This window comes from Emticicia sp. SJ17W-69, from assembly GCF_051209875.1.
GTDB lineage: Bacteria > Bacteroidota > Bacteroidia > Cytophagales > Spirosomataceae > Emticicia.
On sequence record NZ_JBNTQY010000001.1, the window covers coordinates 4,929,467 to 4,951,007 of the forward strand.

19 protein-coding genes are annotated in these 21,541 nt (G+C 34.3%); 5 read left to right on the plus strand and 14 right to left on the minus strand.

All coding sequences use genetic code 11. From position 1 onward, the window contains the following. The first annotated feature begins 145 nt into the window (after positions 1–145). Positions 146–1,177: a selenide, water dikinase SelD gene (selD, locus tag ACQUQZ_RS20195; protein ID WP_435356896.1), complete on the plus strand. Its 1,032-nt coding sequence runs from the start codon at positions 146–148 to the stop codon at positions 1,175–1,177. Between the two features lie 256 nt (positions 1,178–1,433). Then, positions 1,434–2,714, plus strand: a complete 1,281-nt coding sequence (locus tag ACQUQZ_RS20200; protein WP_435356897.1) for a DoxX family protein — start codon at positions 1,434–1,436, stop codon at positions 2,712–2,714. A gap of 7 nt (positions 2,715–2,721) precedes the next feature. On the opposite strand, the gene ACQUQZ_RS20205 is transcribed toward ACQUQZ_RS20200, so the two are convergent. Further along, positions 2,722–3,084, minus strand: a complete 363-nt coding sequence (locus tag ACQUQZ_RS20205) for a DUF779 domain-containing protein (RefSeq protein ID WP_435356898.1) — start codon at positions 3,082–3,084, stop codon at positions 2,722–2,724. A 101-nt stretch (positions 3,085–3,185) separates the two neighbouring features. After that, on the minus strand, positions 3,186–4,709 hold the full coding sequence (gene exaC / locus ACQUQZ_RS20210; RefSeq protein ID WP_435356899.1) for an acetaldehyde dehydrogenase ExaC: 1,524 nt from the start codon (positions 4,707–4,709) through the stop codon (positions 3,186–3,188). Between the two features lie 282 nt (positions 4,710–4,991). Between exaC and ACQUQZ_RS20215 the strand changes: the two genes are divergently transcribed. Next, complete coding sequence (locus ACQUQZ_RS20215) at positions 4,992–5,927, plus strand: AraC family transcriptional regulator (RefSeq protein ID WP_435356900.1); 936 nt, start codon at positions 4,992–4,994, stop codon at positions 5,925–5,927. A 273-nt stretch (positions 5,928–6,200) separates the two neighbouring features. Here ACQUQZ_RS20215 and ACQUQZ_RS20220 read toward each other — a convergent pair whose 3' ends face one another. Beyond that, the gene (locus ACQUQZ_RS20220) at positions 6,201–6,683 is read right to left on the minus strand and encodes a hypothetical protein (protein WP_435356901.1); all 483 of its coding nucleotides are present in this window, start codon (positions 6,681–6,683) and stop codon (positions 6,201–6,203) included. 336 nt (positions 6,684–7,019) lie between these two features. Between ACQUQZ_RS20220 and ACQUQZ_RS20225 the strand changes: the two genes are divergently transcribed. Continuing rightward, positions 7,020–7,997 carry a DUF4382 domain-containing protein gene (locus ACQUQZ_RS20225; RefSeq protein ID WP_435356902.1) on the plus strand — a complete coding sequence of 326 codons (978 nt, stop codon included), beginning with the start codon at positions 7,020–7,022 and terminating at the stop codon, positions 7,995–7,997. Between the two features lie 117 nt (positions 7,998–8,114). On the opposite strand, the gene ACQUQZ_RS20230 is transcribed toward ACQUQZ_RS20225, so the two are convergent. The 3 genes from ACQUQZ_RS20230 to ACQUQZ_RS20240 form a co-directional block, all read right to left on the minus strand. After that, positions 8,115–9,656 (minus strand): alpha/beta hydrolase family protein, encoded by a 1,542-nt coding sequence (locus tag ACQUQZ_RS20230; protein WP_435356904.1) that lies wholly within the window; start codon positions 9,654–9,656, stop codon positions 8,115–8,117. A gap of 141 nt (positions 9,657–9,797) precedes the next feature. Next, complete coding sequence (locus tag ACQUQZ_RS20235; protein ID WP_435356905.1) at positions 9,798–10,151, minus strand: zinc ribbon domain-containing protein YjdM; 354 nt, start codon at positions 10,149–10,151, stop codon at positions 9,798–9,800. Between the two features lie 147 nt (positions 10,152–10,298). Next, positions 10,299–11,261 carry an alpha/beta hydrolase gene (locus tag ACQUQZ_RS20240; protein ID WP_435356906.1) on the minus strand — a complete coding sequence of 321 codons (963 nt, stop codon included), beginning with the start codon at positions 11,259–11,261 and terminating at the stop codon, positions 10,299–10,301. A 305-nt stretch (positions 11,262–11,566) separates the two neighbouring features. Here ACQUQZ_RS20240 and ACQUQZ_RS20245 point away from each other — a divergent pair, with 305 nt between their 5' ends. Next, positions 11,567–12,031 carry a hypothetical protein gene (locus ACQUQZ_RS20245; RefSeq protein WP_435356907.1) on the plus strand — a complete coding sequence of 155 codons (465 nt, stop codon included), beginning with the start codon at positions 11,567–11,569 and terminating at the stop codon, positions 12,029–12,031. A gap of 83 nt (positions 12,032–12,114) precedes the next feature. On the opposite strand, the gene ACQUQZ_RS20250 is transcribed toward ACQUQZ_RS20245, so the two are convergent. The 8 genes from ACQUQZ_RS20250 to ACQUQZ_RS20285 form a co-directional block, all read right to left on the minus strand. After that, a complete protein-coding gene (locus ACQUQZ_RS20250) occupies positions 12,115–13,263 on the minus strand; it encodes an endo-1,4-beta-xylanase (RefSeq protein WP_435356908.1) in 1,149 nt (382 codons plus the stop codon). Between the two features lie 177 nt (positions 13,264–13,440). Then, entirely contained in the window at positions 13,441–13,971 is a 531-nt protein-coding gene (locus ACQUQZ_RS20255; RefSeq protein ID WP_435356909.1) for a VOC family protein, read from the minus strand. A gap of 883 nt (positions 13,972–14,854) precedes the next feature. Further along, on the minus strand, positions 14,855–15,403 hold the full coding sequence (locus tag ACQUQZ_RS20260; RefSeq protein WP_435356910.1) for a hypothetical protein: 549 nt from the start codon (positions 15,401–15,403) through the stop codon (positions 14,855–14,857). Between the two features lie 5 nt (positions 15,404–15,408). Further along, the gene (locus ACQUQZ_RS20265; protein ID WP_435356911.1) at positions 15,409–16,755 is read right to left on the minus strand and encodes a SprB repeat-containing protein; all 1,347 of its coding nucleotides are present in this window, start codon (positions 16,753–16,755) and stop codon (positions 15,409–15,411) included. 424 nt (positions 16,756–17,179) lie between these two features. Continuing rightward, positions 17,180–18,625: a hypothetical protein gene (locus ACQUQZ_RS20270; protein ID WP_435356912.1), complete on the minus strand. Its 1,446-nt coding sequence runs from the start codon at positions 18,623–18,625 to the stop codon at positions 17,180–17,182. Between the two features lie 734 nt (positions 18,626–19,359). Next, positions 19,360–19,761 (minus strand): hypothetical protein, encoded by a 402-nt coding sequence (locus tag ACQUQZ_RS20275; RefSeq protein WP_435356913.1) that lies wholly within the window; start codon positions 19,759–19,761, stop codon positions 19,360–19,362. 216 nt (positions 19,762–19,977) lie between these two features. Further along, the gene (locus ACQUQZ_RS20280; RefSeq protein ID WP_435356914.1) at positions 19,978–20,676 is read right to left on the minus strand and encodes a hypothetical protein; all 699 of its coding nucleotides are present in this window, start codon (positions 20,674–20,676) and stop codon (positions 19,978–19,980) included. A gap of 5 nt (positions 20,677–20,681) precedes the next feature. Then, complete coding sequence (locus tag ACQUQZ_RS20285) at positions 20,682–21,431, minus strand: hypothetical protein (protein WP_435356915.1); 750 nt, start codon at positions 21,429–21,431, stop codon at positions 20,682–20,684. Positions 21,432–21,541 lie beyond the last annotated feature (110 nt).

Genomic DNA, 21,541 nt, shown 5'->3' on the forward strand with positions numbered 1-21,541 from the left:
ACAAGATGTTCCGTTTTTATGGCTTGATTATTTAAAATTTACTAAAAACGGAATGATAAATTCATATCATTTAAAAAGTAGTTTTCTCAAAACCATTCTACAATATTATGTAATTTTACAGCGGTTTAAAAATCATTATCAAGATATGTCAGAAATAAAGCTTACGCAATTTAGTCACGGGTCAGGATGTGGATGCAAGATTTCACCCAAAGTTTTAGACCAAATTCTTCACACAAATGTCGTGCAAAGTGCATTCCCTAACCTCTTGGTTGGAAACAAAGACAAAGACGATGCAGCAGTTTTTGACTTAGGTAATGGTGAAGCCATTATCAGCACAACTGATTTTTTCATGCCGATTGTTGATGATGCCTTTGATTTTGGACGAATTGCTTCGACCAATGCTCTCAGCGATATTTATGCGATGGGCGGCGAACCAATGATGGCAATTGCAATTTTGGGTTGGCCAATTGATACCATTCCTGCGGAAATTGCTCAACAAGTCTTAGATGGAAGTAGAGCTACCTGTGCAGCAGCTAATATTCCATTGGCAGGTGGGCATAGCATTGATAGCCCAGAACCATTTTTTGGGTTGGCTGTTACAGGTAAGGTAAAAATTGAGCATTTGAAACAAAACTCTACGGCTACTGAAGGATGTTTATTATATCTCACAAAACCGCTTGGCGTAGGTCTGTTAGCGACTGCTCAAAAAATGGGAATATCGAATCCAGAATATTTACAAGTGGCTATCAAGCAGATGGCTACATTAAATAAAGTCGGGGCTGAATTAGGAAAAATGCCAACCGTAAAAGCGATAACTGACGTAACAGGTTTTGGACTTTTAGGTCATTTGATTGAAATGTGCGAAGGGAGCCATTTAAGTGCTGAAATTACCTACGAACAAGTACCAAAAATGCCCGAAGCAAATGATTATCTCTACCCGTTTTGTGCTCCAAAAGGGTGTAATACAAACTGGGAAAGTTATGGACATAAGGTTTCTCCAATTACCGCCACGCAAAGGATTTTATTAGCTGACCCACAAACAAGCGGTGGCTTACTGATTGCGGTTGAACCAGCAGGAAAAGAAGCATTGGAAGCGATTTTAGCCGAACATGATATTATTGCTGAATCTTTTGGAAAAATGATTTTGAAAGATGAGAAAATGGTTTTTGTAAAATAAAAAATCAAGAAAGTTAATCTCTTATCAAGTCTCGAACTACTCCATTTTTTGCAGAAAGCAATTTACCCTCTGGCTCAACAGTCAAATGAAATTGATAAAAAATATTATCATTGACCAAACATAAAGCTATTGATAAAACCAAAGGAGGTAAGCATACAGATTGAGCAGATTATTAATGATTTCCTTGAAATATTTCCCGAAAAACACTATTTTCGGGAAATATTGTTTTGAATCAACTTTCAATCATCAAACTTTTATGCAAAGTAATATCAAATGGTCATCCTCGCACAAAATCATTTTTTATTTTTGTTTCTTGTTTTTTGGACTCAATATCTTCCCATTTCCTCTTACTTTCTTGCCCTTTTTTAATTTTATTTATAATCTACTTGACGAATGGTTCTGGAATCCAATCATTCAATTTTTTGGACGTACTATTTTTGATATAAAAGAAATAACCTCACGTCCAAATGGTAGCGGAGATACTACGTGGAATTGGGTGCAACAATTTGCAATTTTGATTATTTCGTTTCTTGGGTCAATTATTTGGTTTATTGTTGCGAAAACTCGAAATAATCATGCAAAACTAAGTTATTGGTTTCTCGTCCTTTTACGTTATTATTTAGGATATACGATGCTAATTTATGGCGTAGTAAAGGTTTTTCCTACCCAATTTGGAAATTTAACTACGTATCGGCTGTATGAAAGGCTGGGAGAAATGAGCCCAATGGGGCTTTTATGGACGTTTATGGCTTATTCGGAAGGTTATCAATTTTTTGGTGGTATGTGCGAAATTATTGCGGGTTCCTTATTATTTTTCCGAAGAACAACTACATTAGGAGCTTTAATCAGCATTGGTGTCTTAGCAAATATTTTTGCCTTAAATGTATTTTATGATGTACCAGTAAAAATTTACTCATTTTGGCTCATGCTCATTGGCATTTATTTAGCTTCTGACGACTTCAAGCGAATATGGAATTTCTTTGTGATGAATAAACCAACGCAAGCAAAAGACATTTCAGCTTTTTCGGAGAAAAAATGGTATAAAATAAGTACCATTTCATTGAAGGTATTAATTCTTGCTGGTACTTTCGGGGCAATGTTTTATGATGAATGGCAAAATTCTAAATACATAGATGCACCTAAAACTGCCATTTACGGGCCGTATAAAGTTGATACATTTGAAAGAAATAACATTAATTCTGAAAGTGACACATTACGATGGCAAGAGGTTTTTATAGATAGAAGGGGTACTTATGACATGGTTTCGGTATCTAATGAATCGGGATTGCGAAAAAGGTTAAATTTTAGGAATGACAAGAAAAATAAAATATTGTTCTTGACTGATTATACCGCCGACCCTACCGATACAACCAAATATGCTTTCACTTATATACAACCCGATTCCTCTTCATTATTTTTGAAAGGCAAATTTAAAAAGGATTCGGTGAAAGTTTCAATGAAGAAAATGAATCGAAAAGATTTTCTGTTAAATTCACGAGGCTTTCATTGGATCAATGAATTTCCTTTTAATAAGTAAAAAACCATCAAATATCACCTAATTGCTCCGATTCTTCTTTCGTAAAAAGTCTTGATTTGATAACAAATCTTACACCAAGAGGTATTTCGAGTGAAAAACTTGCTCCTCTACCCTTGACCACATCTAAGGTAAGGTGCGTATGTTTCCAATATTCAAATTGGTCTCTCGACATATAAAAATCGCAGTCGTGGATCCTGCCGAGCTTTACATCCATTTCGTTGAGCATCAATTCACCTTCCTGAAAACACATAGGTGATGAGCCATCACAACAACCACCACTTTGATGAAAAAACAAAGTACCGTTTTCTCCTCTCAATTGGTCAATAATTTGCTCCGCTTCGGGCGTTACTGAAACACGTTGAACTTCCATGATAAATTTTTAAATTGGTTAACAAAAAACATGAGAGAGTCCATAAAACTCTCTCATTTGTTGATAAAACGTAGCTTGAAAACACTTAACACTTAGTTTTCTCAGAAGAAACCTAATTTATTTTTATCATAAGAAATCAACATATTTTTCGTTTGGCGGTAGTGACCCAACATCATTTTGTGGTTTTCACGGCCAATACCCGATTTTTTATATCCTCCAAACGGTGCGTGTGCAGGATAATCGTGGTAGCAATTGACCCAAACTCTACCTGCTTGTATCGCTCTTGCTGCTTTATATGCTTGGTGCATATCACGGGTCCAAACACCAGCTCCTAAGCCATAAAGTGTGTCGTTTGCAATTGCTATTGCCTCAGCTTCATCTTTGAAAGTTGTTACACAAACCACAGGCCCAAAAATTTCCTCTTGGAAAATACGCATTTTATTATTTCCCTTGAAAATTGTTGGTTTGATATAATATCCACCCTCCAAACCTTCGTTGTAAGCTGCTCCCCCACCTGTCAATACTTCTGCACCTTCTTCTTTTCCAATTTCAATATAATTCAAAATTTTCTCATATTGGTCGTTTGATGCTTGGGCTCCCATCATGGTGGTTGGGTCAAGTGGATGGCCTAATTTAATAGCTTCTACACGCTCAACTACACGCTCAATGAAAGCATCATAAATAGATTCATCAACTAAAATTCTTGATGGACAAGTACAAACTTCACCTTGATTAAGGGCAAACATAGTAGCTCCTTCGAGAGCTTTGTCAAAAAACTCATCATCAGCATCCATGATACTTTTAAAGAAAATATTTGGTGATTTTCCACCAAGCTCAAGCGTTACTGGAATGATATTTTTAGAAGCATATTGCATAATGAGCTGACCAGTAGTGGTTTCGCCTGTAAATGCAATTTTATTAATACGTGGACTCGAAGCCAAAGGCTTTCCTGCCTCAATCCCAAAACCATTCACAATATTCAAAACACCATTTGGCAATAAATCTTGAATCAATTCGGCCAAAACTAATATACCCACAGGCGTTTGTTCGGCAGGCTTTAGCACAATACAGTTTCCTGCTGCTAAAGCTGGAGCAATTTTCCAAGCAGCCATCAAAATTGGGAAATTCCAAGGAATGATTTGCCCAACAACACCCAATGGTTCATGAATCACCAACGAAAGTGTATTGGCATTATGCTCAGAAGCAGATCCCTCTTCGGCACGAATAACACCAGCAAAATAACGGAAATGGTCAACTGCTAAAGGCATATCAGCAGCCATTGTTTCACGAATTGCCTTGCCATTATCCCAAGTTTCGACACGTGCTAATAAACTCAAATTTTGCTCTAAACGATCAGCAATTTTCAATAATATATTGCTACGCTCAGTTGCCGACGAATTATTCCATGCTGGAGCTGCCGCCCAAGCTGCATCTAAGGCCAATTCTATATCTTCTTCGGTTGAACGAGCAACTTTTGTAAAAACTTGACCATCAACTGGAGAAACGGTTTCAAAATATTTTCCTCTTACTGGAGCAACCCATTGGCCGCCAATAAAATTATCGTAATGTGCTTTAAAGCTTGGTTGTTCAACCAGATTGCTGACTTTGGTGATAACAGATGACATAGTAGATAGATATTTTTAGGTTGTAAAATTATAGTACAAATAAATCTTACAATAATTATATTCAATGTCATTATTCTACTGTCCTATTTCATTTTTCTGCTTTGTAATTGTACTTTCCTACTCGTAATTGTACTTTTCTATCATTTTTATTAAAAAAATAGATTTATATAGTACAATTTTTTGAGGAAATAATAATATTAGGTAGGTTTGTTAAGTAGTCCACGGTCGATAGTCAGCAGTCCACAGCAAAATTATAAATCACCATCTTAAATCTTGGTAGATATGATTAACCTTAATCCTTCTCATAGCGAAAATAGGAAGTTGGTAAGTTTGGTAGAGAATCGAACAATTCATACTTTAAACAATGCCGAACTTAATATTTTTGAGACGCATCAACAAGCCTCTCAGGTTTTGTTACGATTCAGTGAGCCTGTTTTGGCAAGTATGATAAAAGGTAAAAAAGTAATGCACTTAGAAAATACTCGTTCGTTTGGCTTTTTACCTGGCGAATCGGTGATTTTACCTTCCAACGAATTGATGTGCATTGATTTTCCCGAAGCGACAGAACTTACTCCTACACAATGTCTAGCTTTAGCTTTTTCTGAGGCAAAATTGAGTGAAACCGTTGAAATGCTCAATAACAGAGGCACCAAGCAAAATGGCAAAGAGTGGAGCATGACCGACTATAATTATCATTTCACTAATGATGTTGCCATCAATCAGATTCTCCAAAGGCTGATTTTTATTTTTGCAGAAAAACATCCATCAAAAGATATTTTTGCTGATTTATTGATTCAAGAATTAATCATTCGTATTCTGCAAACTGAGTCGAAGAGCCTTTATTTGAAAAAAGCCTTGAATGACTCGAATAATGATCGAATTTCGTTTGTCATTAAATACATTCAAGATAATATTACCGAAGATTTGTCGATTGAACTTTTAAGTGAAAAAGCTTACATGAGTGAATCTAATTTTTATCGAACTTTCAAACATGAATTAGGTTCATCACCCAACGATTTCATCATCGAAGAGCGTTTGAAAGTTGCCGAAAGTTTGCTCAGAAATCCAAAAATAAGCATCAAAGAAGCTTATTTGGCGTCAGGATTCAACAGTTTTTCATATTTCTGTCGTATTTTCAAAAAGAAAAAGAACCTTTCTCCAACTGAATTTAAAGAAAAATCAAGTTTCCTGAATTTGGAAAAAAGAGGTGGTAAATAATAATTGCTCGACCAAGTCGAGCAATTGAGGTAGCCTGATTGCTATATAATTGACTTTACAAAACCTTCTGGCTTTGCAATATATTCATCCTTTTTTTGGATTGAATTATGCCATTTTTACATGAATTTTTGATGTTTTTTTGGAATTAGTCTAAAGCTTAATTTTAGTTATACCATTACGAAAACACTTACATCATATCTTTATAAATAAATATTCTTCCAAAAAATCAAAAACAAATTTTCACATGCCCTAGGTATGTAAATCATAAAAAAACTACTTAATCGCCAAGCGAGCTGTTAGAGCGATATCGTCGAGCCAAAGCCCTGTGTAGCCTATAATATTAAAAGCAGGTTTCCAATCTATGCTTAAATTTAGTGGGATTTCTTTGAAGGTATGTTCAAGACCTAAGATGCCATCAGCACCAAGTATAGTATTGTTATTATTGTTATCAAACCAAGGATTGCCGTAGCGGTTGCCATTGCCCCAATAGCCTACGTGTCCGCCTACACCATAGTACCAACGCCAAGTATTGACTTTAAAAGCCGTTTGATGAACTTCATATAAACCTGTAAGATTGATACCTCGCCAACGAGAATATAGAATACCCTCAAATGCTTTCGAGCGGCTCATGTTATACTTTATACTAAGCCCATAGCCATAGTTGAGGCGAAGACCAACGCCTAATTTGTATTGAGCTTGAGCAGAACCAATCGCAAGAAAAATGATAATTGTAATGAAGATTGTTGTTTTTTTCATGGTATTTTTTAGTTTGTGAATAATTATTAAATCTTAGAAAAATCTAATTAAATGAATATAATCATTAATTTTTCTTGAATTTGTGCAAAATAGTTGTTTTGCACAAATTCAAGAAAAAAAGCTACAATCAAATAATCGGTTCAGTAGTGCCGTTTTATAGATATATGTTTTCACACAAAAACGATATTCCAATAGAGATATTGTAAGCTTTTATTCCAAATTTTTCATATTTATATGAAATAAATGCTAACAATTTTTTGTTGAAAAATCAAAACTTACAAATATTTCATGGGGTAGTTTTTTGTGAAATTTATTAAACTAAAAAACAAAAAAACCATGAAAAACTTAAAATTAGCTTTGGCTACAACAATGCTTTTTGCAGGAATTAGCTGCGGAAAGCTCAACGACTCAGTAACACCTGCTTCTCAGCAAGACCCAAATGCTCCAAAAGGAGATGTCCGTATTGGTATTACAGATGCTCCCATTGATGACAGTAATGTGAGTGCTGCCTTTGTAACTATTACAGAAGTAAGATTAGATGGAAAAATCTATGATGCTTTTAAAGGGCCGAAAACGGTCAATTTGCTTCAACTACAAAATGGGAACTCCCTCACGCTCGGCGAAGGTAAATTTCAAACTGGCTCTTTCAGTAAACTAACATTGGTTTTAGATTATGAAAAAGACCAAAACAGCAATGCTCCAGGCTGTTATGTACAGAAAACTGATGGTTCAAAAGAAGCTTTGGTGATTTCGGGAAATGCCAGACAAGAAATCGAGATTACAGCCAAAAAATTTGATGTAACGCAAAGTGGTGTCACAGATTTGATGATTGATTTTGATTTACGGAAAGCAATTAAAGAGAAAAATGACAATAACAAAAAAAGCTTTGCATTTGTAACTTATGGAGAACTGCAATCGTCTATTCGTTTAGTCAATAAAAACGCTACTGGCGAAATCGTAGGTAAAATAGATAATTATAATGCAGCAACCAATGGCCAAGTGATTGTGTATATTTATAAAAAAGGCGATTTTAATCAAAGCAGTGAAGTGAAAGGGCAAGGCGACAGTAATGTAACATTCAAAAATGCCGTAACGAGTGCCAAAGTCGATGCTGGAGGTAATTTTAAAGTAGCGTTTTTGGAAGAAGGTGATTATGAAGTACACTGTGCCTCAAATAAAAATGCAAGTGGAGCAATCATTGATTTTAGTAGTTTGCTGAGTTTGAATAGCAATCTTAATTTGGGAAGTATCGCTGTAAAATCTAATGCACAAGTCAATCTTTCACTCACAATCAAAGGTTTAATAGGTTTATAAAACTCCTGTGACATTCAGTAAAAAGCTGTCTTGTAGCGAGACAGCTTTTTTTATTTCATTTTCAAAGAACAAACACAAGCCTTTAAACTCGTATTTGTTCTTTTATCACTGAATAATTTACTGTTTTTTATACTCTAAAACTCTATTTGCCCAAGGAATAAAATGTTTGAAATTGGGTGCGTCAGTATGTCCACCATCGTGCTGTCTCCAAGCCAAATGTCCATCAAGCATTTCAGTATTGACAGGTGGCATTTTTTCGGTCATATAATCATTACTTACACCAATATCTTTTACTCCCAAGAGTTTAAAAACACTCCCTGCTGCTACGGTTGCCATATAACTACCTTGTTGGTCAAGCCATTTGGCATCACCTTTTTCTGGGATTCCATAACTAATAAAGGTTGGTCTTGGAGCACATAAAGCAATTAAATCATGCGAATCAACAGGTAAATCGCAGCCAGTCTTTTTGCCAAAACTTGCTTCAGAAGCTCCATATTTCATATAATTGCCTGCCATCCAATAATATTCTCCACCCGTTAGGCTCTCAACTGCCTCTCCAAATATTCTACGATGAAGAGTTGTACCACCTTTACCTGATGAGCCAATCAAACCAGTCGCAAATCGTGGTTCGAGAGCAAGTGTCACCAAAGCAGCTTTGCCATAGCGAGAAACACCCTCGATACCTACCTTTTTGGCATCAATAGTAGGGTCGGTTTCCAAGTAATCAAGACCACGAGCTGCTCCCCAAGCCCATGCACGTAATGCTCCCCAATCATCTGACTTACGAGGCTGTCCTTTATTCACTAAGCCAATGATTCCTCTCGTAATTCCAGCTCCATTATCGGCTTGGATACTTGCAGGGTCGATGGTGGCATAGCCCCAGCCTGCAGCCAATAATTGTTCGGTAGGTGGAAGGTCGCCTGCGGGTGGTGGAGCGAAAAAGTTAAATCCGGGTAAACGAGTAATAGGTTGGTAAGCAGGATATTGGTCGAAAATAGCTTTCAATGATGGGTCATTTTTTATCATCATTTCTTTGAAAGCATTGTTGATTTTTTCCATGTGTTCGGGCGAAGGCTGAGCAGGCGATGGAAACGAAGGACGGCCAAACATCATCAGTACTGGCACAGGCCCTTTTACATTGCTTGGCACCACCACCATCATATTGATATCGACATTTATCAAAGGATATTCACTATTATCAACATGCCCGATTACTTGCTTTGCAATCACAGGGATACGTCCCACAAATTCTTTGTCCGTAATCTTTACTGTCCATTTGACACTCGGAATATTTTTAGGTAAGCGTCCGTACACTTCCCTTTCGATGTCTTCAATCAATTCGAGGCGACGTTTACTCAGCCAAGCCTCTGGAGTTGTTACTTTTGTGCCGTTTTTTAGTGTAAGTAAGTCAGGTAATTGAGGGCATGGATTGGCTAATGACTCATCATAATTGGCATGATCAGGGGCTGATTCATTGCCACTGGGGCCAGGTCTCAGGGTTTTTATTCCTAAAACTTGCATCATGTGGTCATGGTCTTGTTGGTCAGTGAAAGTGACCAATTTAGGGTATTTACTACTGTCTATTTTTACGGTTTGGCCTATTACTATGCCAACTGTACTTAGAAAAAAGCAAAGTGCAAGCGTATTTTTTAGTTTCATTTTTTAAGGTTGAATAGAATATAAAGATAGTATATTTTTATGAGTTGATTGTTGTGGATTTGTTTTTTTGGAGAGAAAATAAAAAAGCTCGATAGTTGACTATTTCTATCGAGCTTTTCCAATAATTTTGGGGTAAATAGTTTAGGCTTTTCTTACGAATTCTGACTTCAAACCCATTGAGCCAAAACCATCAATTTTACAATCAATATTATGCCCATCATTCCCGTCTGTTAATCGAATATTTTTTACTTTCGTACCTGATTTGATAGATTTTGGAGCTCCTTTCACAGGCAAATCTTTGATTACAACTACGGTATCGCCATCTTTTAGTTCATTCCCATTAGAATCCAATACTTTTGAGCCAGTATCACTGCTATCTTCTGCTTCTACCTCTTCAGGATTCCATTCATAAAAACATTCTGGACAAATCAATAAACCATCACTCGGATAAGTATATTCACATTTACATTTTGGACACGGAGGAAATTCAGACATTTTAATTTTAATTTTATTTACGTTTGACGATTTTTGATTATGGCAAGAGATACCTTCTTATACTTTGTCGCAAAAGTAAACAAAACATTTTAGAAAATAGGAAATCTACAGATACAAGTTCGGAGAATACATATATTGTTAAGTATGTCAATGATATGTTTTATCTAACCAAACAACTACTTGTTGCCAACTTTCAAGAGGGATTTTAGCGTGCGTTGTATTTTTCATTATCAAAAACTCCTTTTTATTGCCAGGAATTAAGTTATAGAAATCCTTTACTTTATCTATTTCAAATAATTCATCTTTATCTCCAATACCCACCAACACAGGGATATTTAGGCTTGCTGGAAGTCTGAGTTTTTTAACATCCAACATGGTTAAAAATCGAAGTGTATATCTAAAATTGAATAAAGGGTCTTTCGTGACAGTCATGCCTTCTCTATAATATTCAACAGCTTGAAAAGAAGGACGGAAAACAGAACTTGCAAAAATTTTAGCTGTTTGAAAAAATGTTGGGGGTTTTGATAAGCCTTTTCTTCCTTCATAAGCACCTGAGAGTAGTACTAATCCTGCAATTTCATCAGGAACGGCATTTGCTGCACATATCGCAGAAGCAACGCCCAAGCTATGCCCTAAAACAACCACTTTTGTAAAACCAAGGCCTTTGATATATTTGACTGATTCGGCTAAATCTTCAATCCATCTTTCTTTGCCTGGACTATCGCCACGATTTCCTCCCGATAAGCCATGCCCTCGATAATCTATGCCAAAAGTGGTATATCCACCTGCTGATATTGGCTTCCCCGCCATGTCATAAGGGCCACTATAAGCAGTAATGCCATGAAAAATCAAAACGGCAATGTCTTTTTTTGCTGGATTAATGCTGTCAGGATTCCATCTTCGTAGAAAAAGTGTTTCGCCATCACTTGTAGTAATGAGGTGATGAGGTGCTGTATATTTTTGTCTCAAATTAGCTGCTTCTTCTGGCGAAACACCCACATGGTGTGTTCTTGATTCGGTTGGAAGGTACGCTAAAATCAATCCTACAATAGAAATTATCGCAACGAAGGCTATAATAACGTACAAGATTTTTTTTAATATTTTCTTCATAGTTAGGTTTTTTTATGCAATATCATTACAATCTCAACTTAAACCAAACAATCAAAAATATATTTATCATTCGACAATATTCGCAATTATTAAACTCAAATCGTGCATGACAAAAGCTATTGATATCATATAAATTACTGATATACAACAAGATACAAGCTTTATAGAGAGCAAAGGTTTAGCTAATTTGTACATGAGTAAAGGAATCATTTATCTGTGTTTTTTTTGCATTCTTAAAAAGCATTAGTCTCATGTGATTGTGATGACTGACCTATTATTCAACCTAACAAAGCTCCACCCCTCATTTGAACCATTACCTTCTTCAAATCACTTCTGTCACTCATGTAATTGCCTCTGTCACTCATGGAATTGCTTCTGTCACCCATGTAATTGCCTCTGTCACTCATGGAATCGCTTCTGTCACTCGTGGAATTACCTCTGTCACTCGTGGAATTACCTCTGTCACTCGTGGAATTGCTTCCGTCACTCGTGGAATTGCTTCTGTCACTCGTGGAATTGCTTCCGTCACTCGTGGAATTACCTCTGTCACTCGTGGAATCGCTTCTGTCACTCGTGGAATTGCTTCTGTCACTCGTGGAATTGCTTCCGTCACTCGTGGAATTACCTCTGTCACTCGTGGAATTACCTCTGTCACTCGTGGAATTACTTCTGTCACTCGTGGAATTACTTCCGTCACTTGTGAAATTACTTCCGTCACTTGTGAAATTACCTCTGTCATTCGTGGAATCGCATGTCTTGTCCTAAAATAACTTTACAAAAAAATCCCCAAACTTATGAAAGAATGGGGATTTTTTAATTTTCGCCAATGCTAAAGCAGCAGTAATCTAAATTTTCATGGCTTCTTCAATTTCTCTGGCAAACTCAACACAGCATCAAAGGCGGGTTTAGGTTGCTTGTTTCTATCCCAAAGCAAAGGGTAATTGGTTCGATTAGGTATCGGATAACCATTTTTCCAAGACATACCATCATGGATTCCCCACATGGTTACTCTGTCTATTTTATCACGTTTTTTATAAAAAATCTCGAATAATTGAGCGTATCTATTGGCCAATTGGTTTTGAATTTCAGTGGGTAAACCTTTGCTATACGGGTCAAGAAACTCCTTAAACTCTTCATTTTGAAATTGTTTTTCACTCATCCCTTGTCCAATTACTTGTCCTTCTTTAGTCAACGGTAGCACGTCAACATCCAGTTCTGTAATCATCACTTTTACACCCAGAGCGGCATAGGCTTCTATTGCAGCTTCGATATACTCAGTTTTTGGATAGTTCAGTCCCCAATGCCCTTGTATTCCGATTCCATCAATTTTAATACCTTCTTTTTGGAGCATTTTTACCATTCTCACGATTCCATCTCGTTTGGTTGGTCGCCAAGCATTAAAATCATTGTAATATAGTTCGGTATTAGGAGAAAATTCGGCAGCATATTTAAAAGCTAACTTTACCAATTCATCACCACTACCAACGCCTTTCACCCACGTTGTTGGTCGATAATTTCCGTCATCATCAATCACTTCATTGACCACATCCCAAGCATTGACTTTGCCATCGTATCTTCCTGCAATGGTTTTGATATGCTCACGCAAACGTTCAACAACTTCTTCTTTGTTTTTGGGCTTGCCGTCTTCATTCTGAAAAAACCATGCGGGTGTTTGATTGTGCCAAACAAGCGTATGAGCAATGATAAACATATTATTTTTTTTACCAAACTCAACAAACGCATCGGCTGGTGCGTAATTGAACACATTAGGCTTAGGATTAATGCGTTCGGCTTTCATTGAGTTTTCAATCGTAATAGAATTGAACTGTTTCACGACAATCTCTTGCGAGGCTTTGTCTTGACCCGAAACGATGCCATCATTTACCGCAACTCCCATTTTGAAAGCATCTTTGTAGGCTTCTTTGAGTGTTGTTTGTGAAAAACAATAATTCGATAATAGCACTAAAAAAGAATAGCGAAGTGTTTGAGAGATAGTAATCATTTGTTTAAGGTTGAATTTTAGTTTAAATAAACAAAAAAATCCCCAAACTCTTACGAGAATGGGGATTTTTTGTAGAGAAAAAAACTTTATGCGATAGCCTCAGCCTCTATTTTTGGATGAATATTTCGTTCCCTCAGCACGGGACTCTGAGGGAACGAAAATTTTATAAACACACTGTTAGCGGTTCGTGCTATTGTTTGCAGGCATTGCTTCTATAACGTGTATTTCGTTTCCATCAGGGTCTTTTATCTCGATAGTTTTCGCACCGTAGGGCATTCTTTCAATAATCGGCTGCTTGTATTTGCCTGATTTGTAATCGCTGCTCACTTCCATAAGCCTCTTCAAAAAAGCATCCATAGAAATTACCATAAAACCTAAGTGTACAAAACCTACATGTCCTGGTTCTGAAGGTACGTCACTGATAACTTTAGTGGTGTCGTTGACCCACTGTGATAAATGGAGTTCAATACCCTCACCAACTCTCAACCATTTTACAATGTATTGAGGGCTTGGAGGAAAGGGATACGGTATGGTGTCTAACTGAAAGACTTTGGTGTAAAAAGCTACACTACTTTCCAAGTTCTGCACATCCAATAGAGTATGGTTATACCAGGAAGCATGTTTTTGTGCAAATCCAGAAAATGTCGTTAAGAAAAGAAGTAGAAAGGTAATGTGTTTTATCATTGATTTACGTTTTAATTGTTCCATGAACGAAGCGAGGGAATTGCATGACCGCTAACTCTCAAATATACGAAAGTTTTGTCGTACTTTTTGTGTTGTTTATCACTTATCGAATACAAAATTGTATTTTATAGGTCGTGCTTTTTATATTGTTAATAAAACCACCGTTTTCTTTACTCAAAAAAAGCTCATCGAAATTGAGCCTTTTTTGGTGCTTTTTAAGTAAATAAACTTGGTAAATAAATCATCCGTTCCCTCAGAGTCTCCGTTTTTCACTGGACTTTGAGGGCATTGGTCTGTCCAACTCAGACATCTTGACAATGGGTTAAAACTACCTGCTATTTCTCTTCATTCAAATAATCAAATCTTGCTGATGTTGGTCTTGCATTAATCGAGCAGTGTTCCGCTTATCGACTGTTGTTCTTTAATTTTTTTCTTCTATTTACTGCTTTGGTTTGCCAAGTCCCTTGCCCTCAGAGTCCCCTACGTGCCTTCGGGAGACTCTGAGGGAACTTTGACAACTGAAGATACACTTGAATTAACATCTGTAATTTCCATATAAAGATGTACTCCTTTTATATTAGCATTGTTTGCGGAAGTATAAGCATCATTTATATAACCAATCATATTGCCATACTATTCGTTCCCTCAGAGTCTCCGTTTTTCACGGGACTCTGAGGCATTGGTCTATATTTTTGGATGAATATTTTAATCTCCTTTTTCGCATAAACCCTCGCCGTCCCCTACGTGCCTTCGGGAGACTCTGAGGGAACTAGAAAGAAGTACCTTCAATATCTTTTACCAAACCATCAATGGCAGTTTTACATTTGCCTTTATCTGTTGCAATCTCCAAAATCATGGCATCGGAAATTGGTGACAAATATTCTCTTGCAAATACTTATCACCCACTTTACTTTCTTGAACGATGGTCTAATAACATTAAAGAATTTAAGCGAACAGTATAAGTAACATAGTTTGCATCTTTATATTTCTCATCATCGAAGCATTTCACATCTGGTATAAAACTCAATTCATTTTTTAGGCGTTTTTCTAACTCTTCTAATTCTTCTATTTTGACGATAGATTTTAATGATAGCATGAATTTTATTTCTATAATTTTACCACGAGGAAGAAAATAAAAATTAATAAAAATGTTATCATTTATTTTGCTCATTTCTTTTACCCTATTTTCTGATAAAACCTCATTTCCGATTTTTACTATTTTCTCTTTATTAATCAAATAATTAGGTAATGACGATGGTATTTCATTAATATTACCAATAAAATATTTTTGTTTTTCTTTATAAAGATTGTTATTTATATTCCAAATAAATTTTGTGGAAGCTAATGTTTTAACAAAATATCTATTAGTTTTCCCTTTAACTTCTATAAAAGTTGTATCTTGGGAATACAAGCAAAAATCACTTAATAGTAGAAAAACAAGAAATTTAATTTTCATTTTTTTTATTGTTTACAGGTTGATGACTTAATAAGACTAAAATAAGCATTTGGCAACAAGTTCTCATCAGTTGGATAATTATATGCAGGAATAGATTTCTTAAAATCTTCTAAAAAATAGAAGTATTTGTCTTTTATTTTATCCCAAGAATTAGGATGATTATCATTATCAGTTAAATTTAACATCCAATTGAAATATTTGTCCATTTCTTCTTGTGAATTTCTAATCACCAGTTGACCTCCTCCTCCATTCATTGCTAAAATATCAAGCATGAAAAAAGTTTCAAATTCAATATTAGAGCGTCCTTTTCCTCCATTTTTTCTATATTGGTCAATACCACCTACATAAAAAGAATTTTGATACGCATGAAATAATTCATGTATTAAAGTTGTTTCTTCAAGTGCATCAACACTTTGAAAACTTAAATCATTACTCGTAGGGTCATAACCCCCTGATGCTTTTGTACCAGCAATATTATTAGATATTTTAAAATTAAGTTTAACTCCCTTTGTTATTAAACCTCGATATAAAGCATTACCAAAACAAGTTTCTAATATATTACTGAATCGATGTTCTAATTTTTCCTTCTCTTCACAATTTAATGAAATAGTATTAGTGATTTCCTTTAATTTAAGACTTAAATCATTCTTCTCATTGGCAAGTATATTAACATTTTTAGCACTATTACACCCTTGATTATCCTCAACTTCAAAGATATTTGTACCATATAAATTTATAAAAGTATTAGAAGATTGTTCGCTTCCTTTATTTACAGAATATTTGTATGGTGGTGTACCTCCTGATACGCTAACTATGATTGTATTTGTTGGCTGTTTGCTACAATTAGAAATAGAAACATTAACATTTATAGTAATTGTAAGATTTTGTATTATTGTAATTACAGTTTTACCACTATTTCCTTGTTTGTCTTTTACTAATACAGTATATGTTTCTGGTTTTAAATTCTTGAAAACATTAGAAACTTGCCAAGTTGTACTTGTACTAAGTTTATACTCATAAGTTCCTGCTCCCCCTGTGGCACTAACGCTTATCTCTCCATCATTATTTTTGCAAGTAGGTTGCTTTGTGTTCGCCGTTACTGCTAAATTAGTAATGTTATCAATCAAATTAGGGTCAGTAGCCAAAGTATTAAAATCTTCCTTCAAAGAAGTACCTTCAATATCTTTTACCAAACCATCAATGGCAGTTTTACATTGCGAACCACCTGTGGAAATCTCCAAAATAATTTCATCGGAAATTGATGGTAGGCTTATACCTTCAAAAATAGGGTTTTGAAGAATTGTGTTTTTTATAATTTCTACTTTTTCATTGGTTATTGGGGCTTTAATCACCAATTTACCATTATCATAAGTCAGGATTCATAGTTTTTGTGTCTTAATCGTTTTACAAAAGGTATTTGATATAAAACAATAAAAACTATCAAAATTAGAGAAGTAGTGATTACCACTAAAAGTGTGTGTTTAAAAAAATAAGTTAAATATACCCTCCTATATGGAATAATGTAGAAACAAATAGAATAGATGGCAATTGAAAAGAAATGGGTTTTAGCTTTTTTAATGAATACCAAATTTGATATAAAATAAATTATGAATAATAGTATCCAAAGTAAAACAGCAAGTACATCTTGATAAACCCCAAGAAACATTTCTTTTCCCCAAGAAAATACATTTTCTAATAAAATTTTTTCTACCGTTAAAAACATTAAAGGTATTGATAGTGTTTCAAGAACCACTATCATTATCAAAGCTATTCTTTTCATTTAAATATAATAAAATATGATTTCCCGACTTTTTTTGGTCTGACACAAATATCTTTTTGATAATATGTTTTTGCATACGAAATAGCTAAGTCAGTAGCAATTTTTGTTTCAGCCTCATAATCATAATTCCTAAATATCATTGCCGCAACTGGATGCATTATTGATGTATGAAAAATTGGTATTTCAACATAGTTATGATTATTGAATCTTGCTATTTCAAAATCTATGATTCCTTTCATAGATTTTTTATTTTTTACAGCAAAATCTGTCATTTGTTTAAATACAGGCAAGTCCAGTTCTCCCTTTAAGTTAAATTTTATCTTTAGCAAAGTTGCCAAATTTTGGACATACGTAAGATACCATTCTGGCCTTAAAAAAATTTGGTCAGGCCATAAACCATCAACAGTACCATGTTCAGATGTTTCAATTAAGAGGTTTCTCTCTCCATACATCCTAAATTTACCCTCAGGTGTAAAATTTTGTCCATACAAATACTTTAAAAGTTGAGGATAAGTCATTGGTTGTTTATTTTCATTTGCAATTATCCTCTCTTGAAGAACTGGGTTATAAAAAAAACTATTGCCATAAACTCTTACACACATATTAATATATCTTATCCAAGGTTCAATTTTATTCTTAATTAGTTGTCCACCTTGATTCTTCCACATTAGAATAACCTTACTAATCTCCTCTGCATTTGGGTCTTTAATGTCTAACAATTCTATATCTTTCAGTTGGGAAGGGTTAATTGACAGTTGGGAAGGGTTAATTGATGAAAGTTTTGTATGTGCATAGGTATCTCCAAATCTATGCAATTTTTCTCCTAATTCTTTTATATTATTATTCTCGGTTGTCATAAAATCGACAGCCGTAATCATTTCTTCAACACCATGAAACCCGCCTGTTAATGAGTGAATATTTACTTGGTCTAATGGGTTTTTCCAAGTATCATCTACTATAAATTCATAATTTTTTTTGTTTATATCTGTGTCTGGGTCTTCCGCAGCTATTGCTAATTGCATCGCTTTGTCTTTTTCCATTCCCAATTGTAAAGCTACCAAATAAACAGTAGAAAAGTGTCCATCTGTTTCCCAGATTGGTTGTATTTTTACTTCTTTACAAGCATCTATATTCTCCACAACCTCATCAATCAAATTAGGGTCAGTGGCCAAAGTATTAAAATCCTCCTTCAAAGAAGTACCTTCTATATCTTTTATCAAACCATCAATGGCTGCTGAGCATGATTTTTTATCACTTGATGTGATTTTGATTATTATTTCATCGGTAATTGATGGTAAGCTTATTCCTTCAAATATTGGTTGTTGTAAAATGCTATTTTTGATTATTTCTACCTTTTCAGCATTTATAGGTTCTTCAATAATCCACTTATTATCACAAATCAAGTTTTTGAGAATATCGCCTACGGCTTTTTGGGTGGTCATAAAGCCACTGTTTGAAAACAAATCTTAATTTTGAGTGTTTTTGGCTTGAATTTTATCTATTTCTTTGAAAAAAGTATTTCTCGAAAATTAATAGTAAAAAAACAATCATCATTAATATCAACCATAAAAAAACAAAATAGAAGAAATAAGAAGGTGAATACCGTATTTTTACAAACAATATGAAAATAATCATTGCATAAATAAATGTACATATTCGATTATATCGAAGTTTATCAAATATTGTATTTTTAAGAATTAAAAATAAGAGAGTTAAACTCATTAGAATTTTTAATGAGTTATAATCATAGCCTGTACCTTTAAACGTAAGCCCTAACGCATTACTTAATGCATTAATGGTAATTGAAGAAAAAAATAGTGTAAAAACTGCTTCAATTATGGTTATTATCAAATATAAAAGTCTTCTATAAATAATGTTCATAAGTTTTAGTCAATTAAAATTAAATATGATTTACTTGTTTTTACTTCCTTTTTAGGTAATTTATCATAAAATTCAAAAGCATAGGCTTCAGCCCAATCTTTAGCACTTAAAGCAACTGCTTCGTAGTCTGTATTATCTAAATCTAATAAAATTCTATCATGAGGTCTTTGAAATATAGGAATTTCTAAAACAGGTTGATTTAATTTTCTCTTTATTTCGTACGCTATTCGTTCCCTCAGAGTCTCCGTTTTTCACGGGACTCTGAGGCATTGGTCTATATTTTTGGATGAATATTTTAATCTCCTTTTTCGCATAAACCCTCGCCGTCCCCTACGTGCCTTCGGGAGACTCTGAGGGAACTAAATTCTTTAATGCCCAGTTCTGTTAGATATTTATCTTTTTGTAAAATACCCTTAAAAGCGTTTATACAGCCTACATAATGTTTTGCAATACTTTTTTTATTGATATGTTGCACTAATTTTTCTATTTGTTTGGCAAGTTCAACATTATCATTTTTTATACATGCTTGTATTGCTTTGGCAAATGAAGAACCGAATGTTTCCAAAAAATTATCTTCAAATTTTGAGTAATCTTTAATTAATATACTACTGTCACTTAAAGTAGCATAGCAAAATCCATAATGCGTTGTGAAAATATGAGAAGAAGTATAATTTCCTTTCTCATACTTATAATGCACATAACTTAATATACTTGCACTGTTACGTATCTAACATTTTTCCAAGTATTTAACAAGCTCACATCGTCCTCAAAAGCCGTTTTTAAAATATTATTTCCCGCTAAATCTGCTTCTAAAGAAGGCAATAAATCATCTGCTAAATTATCAACTTCACCAAGTACATGCGTTGCAAGTTTTTGTATATTTGGATAATTGGCATAATGAGAGGCTGTTTTTCTATCCTAAATTCTTTTTAACAATCACCTCCTTTGATGTGTATTTTTCCAGCTCCAAATCAAAACCATATAGTTGATAGTCAATTTTTAATTCTTTATAATCAGGGTTGCTTTCATAGAAATCTATAATTGCTTTTCTTACAATTGCTATGTTTTCTTCTTTGTATTTGTTGTAAAACCATTCGGCTCCAAAATTCCAATCGAAAGAAATGAATAGTTGAGATTTTCCACTTCTATTATCTATAAAAAGTAATAAATCTGATGCCCGATATTCATTTTCTATAATTTCTCCATCAATACCTTGATAAATTAAACTAATTCCGATTGAAAAAATTTCTTCTACTTCATACTCACTCAGGTTAAAAATCAATGATAATTTTGTTTCATCATATCTCTTTAATAAGGTATATACTGCTTCAATACCAATCTCTTTTGTTCTATTAAAACTTTCCCCATCAAATAATGGAGGACAAATCATCTCTAATTCATGAAATCTAATAAACTTAAATGATGATGCAAATTGTTCAAAAGCACTTTTTAAGTCTTCAAAAAACGAATTTTGAGGACTATACTCTTCGTATTCAGCAACAAGTACTTGAAAACTGAACAAATAATATTGTTTGGTAAATGGATACCATTTGGTATCAAATTCTCTTTGAGAATTAAATATGTTTTCTATAAATCTTCCCTCTCTTATCATTTTTTTTATTTTATTAATGTTAAATCTAAATCTACCCAACCTGTATTTGTTTTTACTGTTATCGTTGAGATTGTGCCATTATTTATTATTTTCACATTAGATGAAGGAGCTGACGTTCTCCATTTAGATACAACTGAAGATACACTTGAATTAACATCTGTAATTTCCATATAAAGATGTACTCCTTTTATATTAGCATTGTTTGCGGAAGTATAAGCATCATTTATATAACCAATCATATTGCCATACGAATTCGTTTTCAATTGAACAAATTCATTATTGAAAGCTAAAACTCCATCAATTGCCGCTTGTTTAGTGCTTACAGGTGTGTAGGCTTTAGTATTGTTTCTATTACAAATTTCTTCTAAAAAAGCCAATTCATTTGGAGAGCCTTTAATAATGTCTTCTGCCGTAACAGATGGGTCAGCATAAATAAGTTTACTTCCATAATAAATACCATCGGCATTTTTTAGAAAATCAATTGTTTTAAAATCTGAATAACCTATTTTTTGTAACTGATTTTTTAATATTGTTAAATTTGCAAGCGTCGTCTGTTTACTTGTTTGCCATAAATATAGTAAATCTAAATCTCCTTCAAGTGCTTGTTTTAAAGTTGATTTGCCTAAATCCGCTTCTAAACTACTTAAAATTGCATCATCCCATAATAATCCATCTAACTCATCTAAAACATGGGTAGCTAACTTTTGTATGTTTGGATATTTAGCATAACGAGAAGCAGTAGTTGTTGCCTTCAACCATTTGTCGCCATTGGTATCTTCAACAAATTCGATGGTACCCGTTTTGAAACTACTTCCTTTATCAATAAAATGAACATTGGTTACCTCATCAACCTTTGTTATTGCCC

Excerpts from the sequence above, each read along its gene's own strand:
- ACQUQZ_RS20255 (WP_435356909.1), bottom strand. The coding sequence starts at position 13,971 with ATGGAACAATTAAAACGTAAATCAATGATAAAACACATTACCTTTCTA.
- ACQUQZ_RS20200 (WP_435356897.1), top strand. The coding sequence starts at position 1,434 with ATGCAAAGTAATATCAAATGGTCATCCTCGCACAAAATCATTTTTTAT.
- ACQUQZ_RS20280 (WP_435356914.1), bottom strand. The coding sequence starts at position 20,676 with ATGATAAGAGAGGGAAGATTTATAGAAAACATATTTAATTCTCAAAGA.
- ACQUQZ_RS20225 (WP_435356902.1), top strand. The coding sequence starts at position 7,020 with ATGAAAAACTTAAAATTAGCTTTGGCTACAACAATGCTTTTTGCAGGA.
- ACQUQZ_RS20215 (WP_435356900.1), top strand. The coding sequence starts at position 4,992 with ATGATTAACCTTAATCCTTCTCATAGCGAAAATAGGAAGTTGGTAAGT.
- ACQUQZ_RS20235 (WP_435356905.1), bottom strand. The coding sequence starts at position 10,151 with ATGTCTGAATTTCCTCCGTGTCCAAAATGTAAATGTGAATATACTTAT.
- ACQUQZ_RS20205 (WP_435356898.1), bottom strand. The coding sequence starts at position 3,084 with ATGGAAGTTCAACGTGTTTCAGTAACGCCCGAAGCGGAGCAAATTATT.
- ACQUQZ_RS20250 (WP_435356908.1), bottom strand. The coding sequence starts at position 13,263 with ATGATTACTATCTCTCAAACACTTCGCTATTCTTTTTTAGTGCTATTA.
- exaC (WP_435356899.1), bottom strand. The coding sequence starts at position 4,709 with ATGTCATCTGTTATCACCAAAGTCAGCAATCTGGTTGAACAACCAAGC.
- ACQUQZ_RS20230 (WP_435356904.1), bottom strand. The coding sequence starts at position 9,656 with ATGAAACTAAAAAATACGCTTGCACTTTGCTTTTTTCTAAGTACAGTT.
- ACQUQZ_RS20220 (WP_435356901.1), bottom strand. The coding sequence starts at position 6,683 with ATGAAAAAAACAACAATCTTCATTACAATTATCATTTTTCTTGCGATT.
- ACQUQZ_RS20260 (WP_435356910.1), bottom strand. The coding sequence starts at position 15,403 with ATGAAAATTAAATTTCTTGTTTTTCTACTATTAAGTGATTTTTGCTTG.
- ACQUQZ_RS20270 (WP_435356912.1), bottom strand. The coding sequence starts at position 18,625 with ATGACCACCCAAAAAGCCGTAGGCGATATTCTCAAAAACTTGATTTGT.
- selD (WP_435356896.1), top strand. The coding sequence starts at position 146 with ATGTCAGAAATAAAGCTTACGCAATTTAGTCACGGGTCAGGATGTGGA.
- ACQUQZ_RS20240 (WP_435356906.1), bottom strand. The coding sequence starts at position 11,261 with ATGAAGAAAATATTAAAAAAAATCTTGTACGTTATTATAGCCTTCGTT.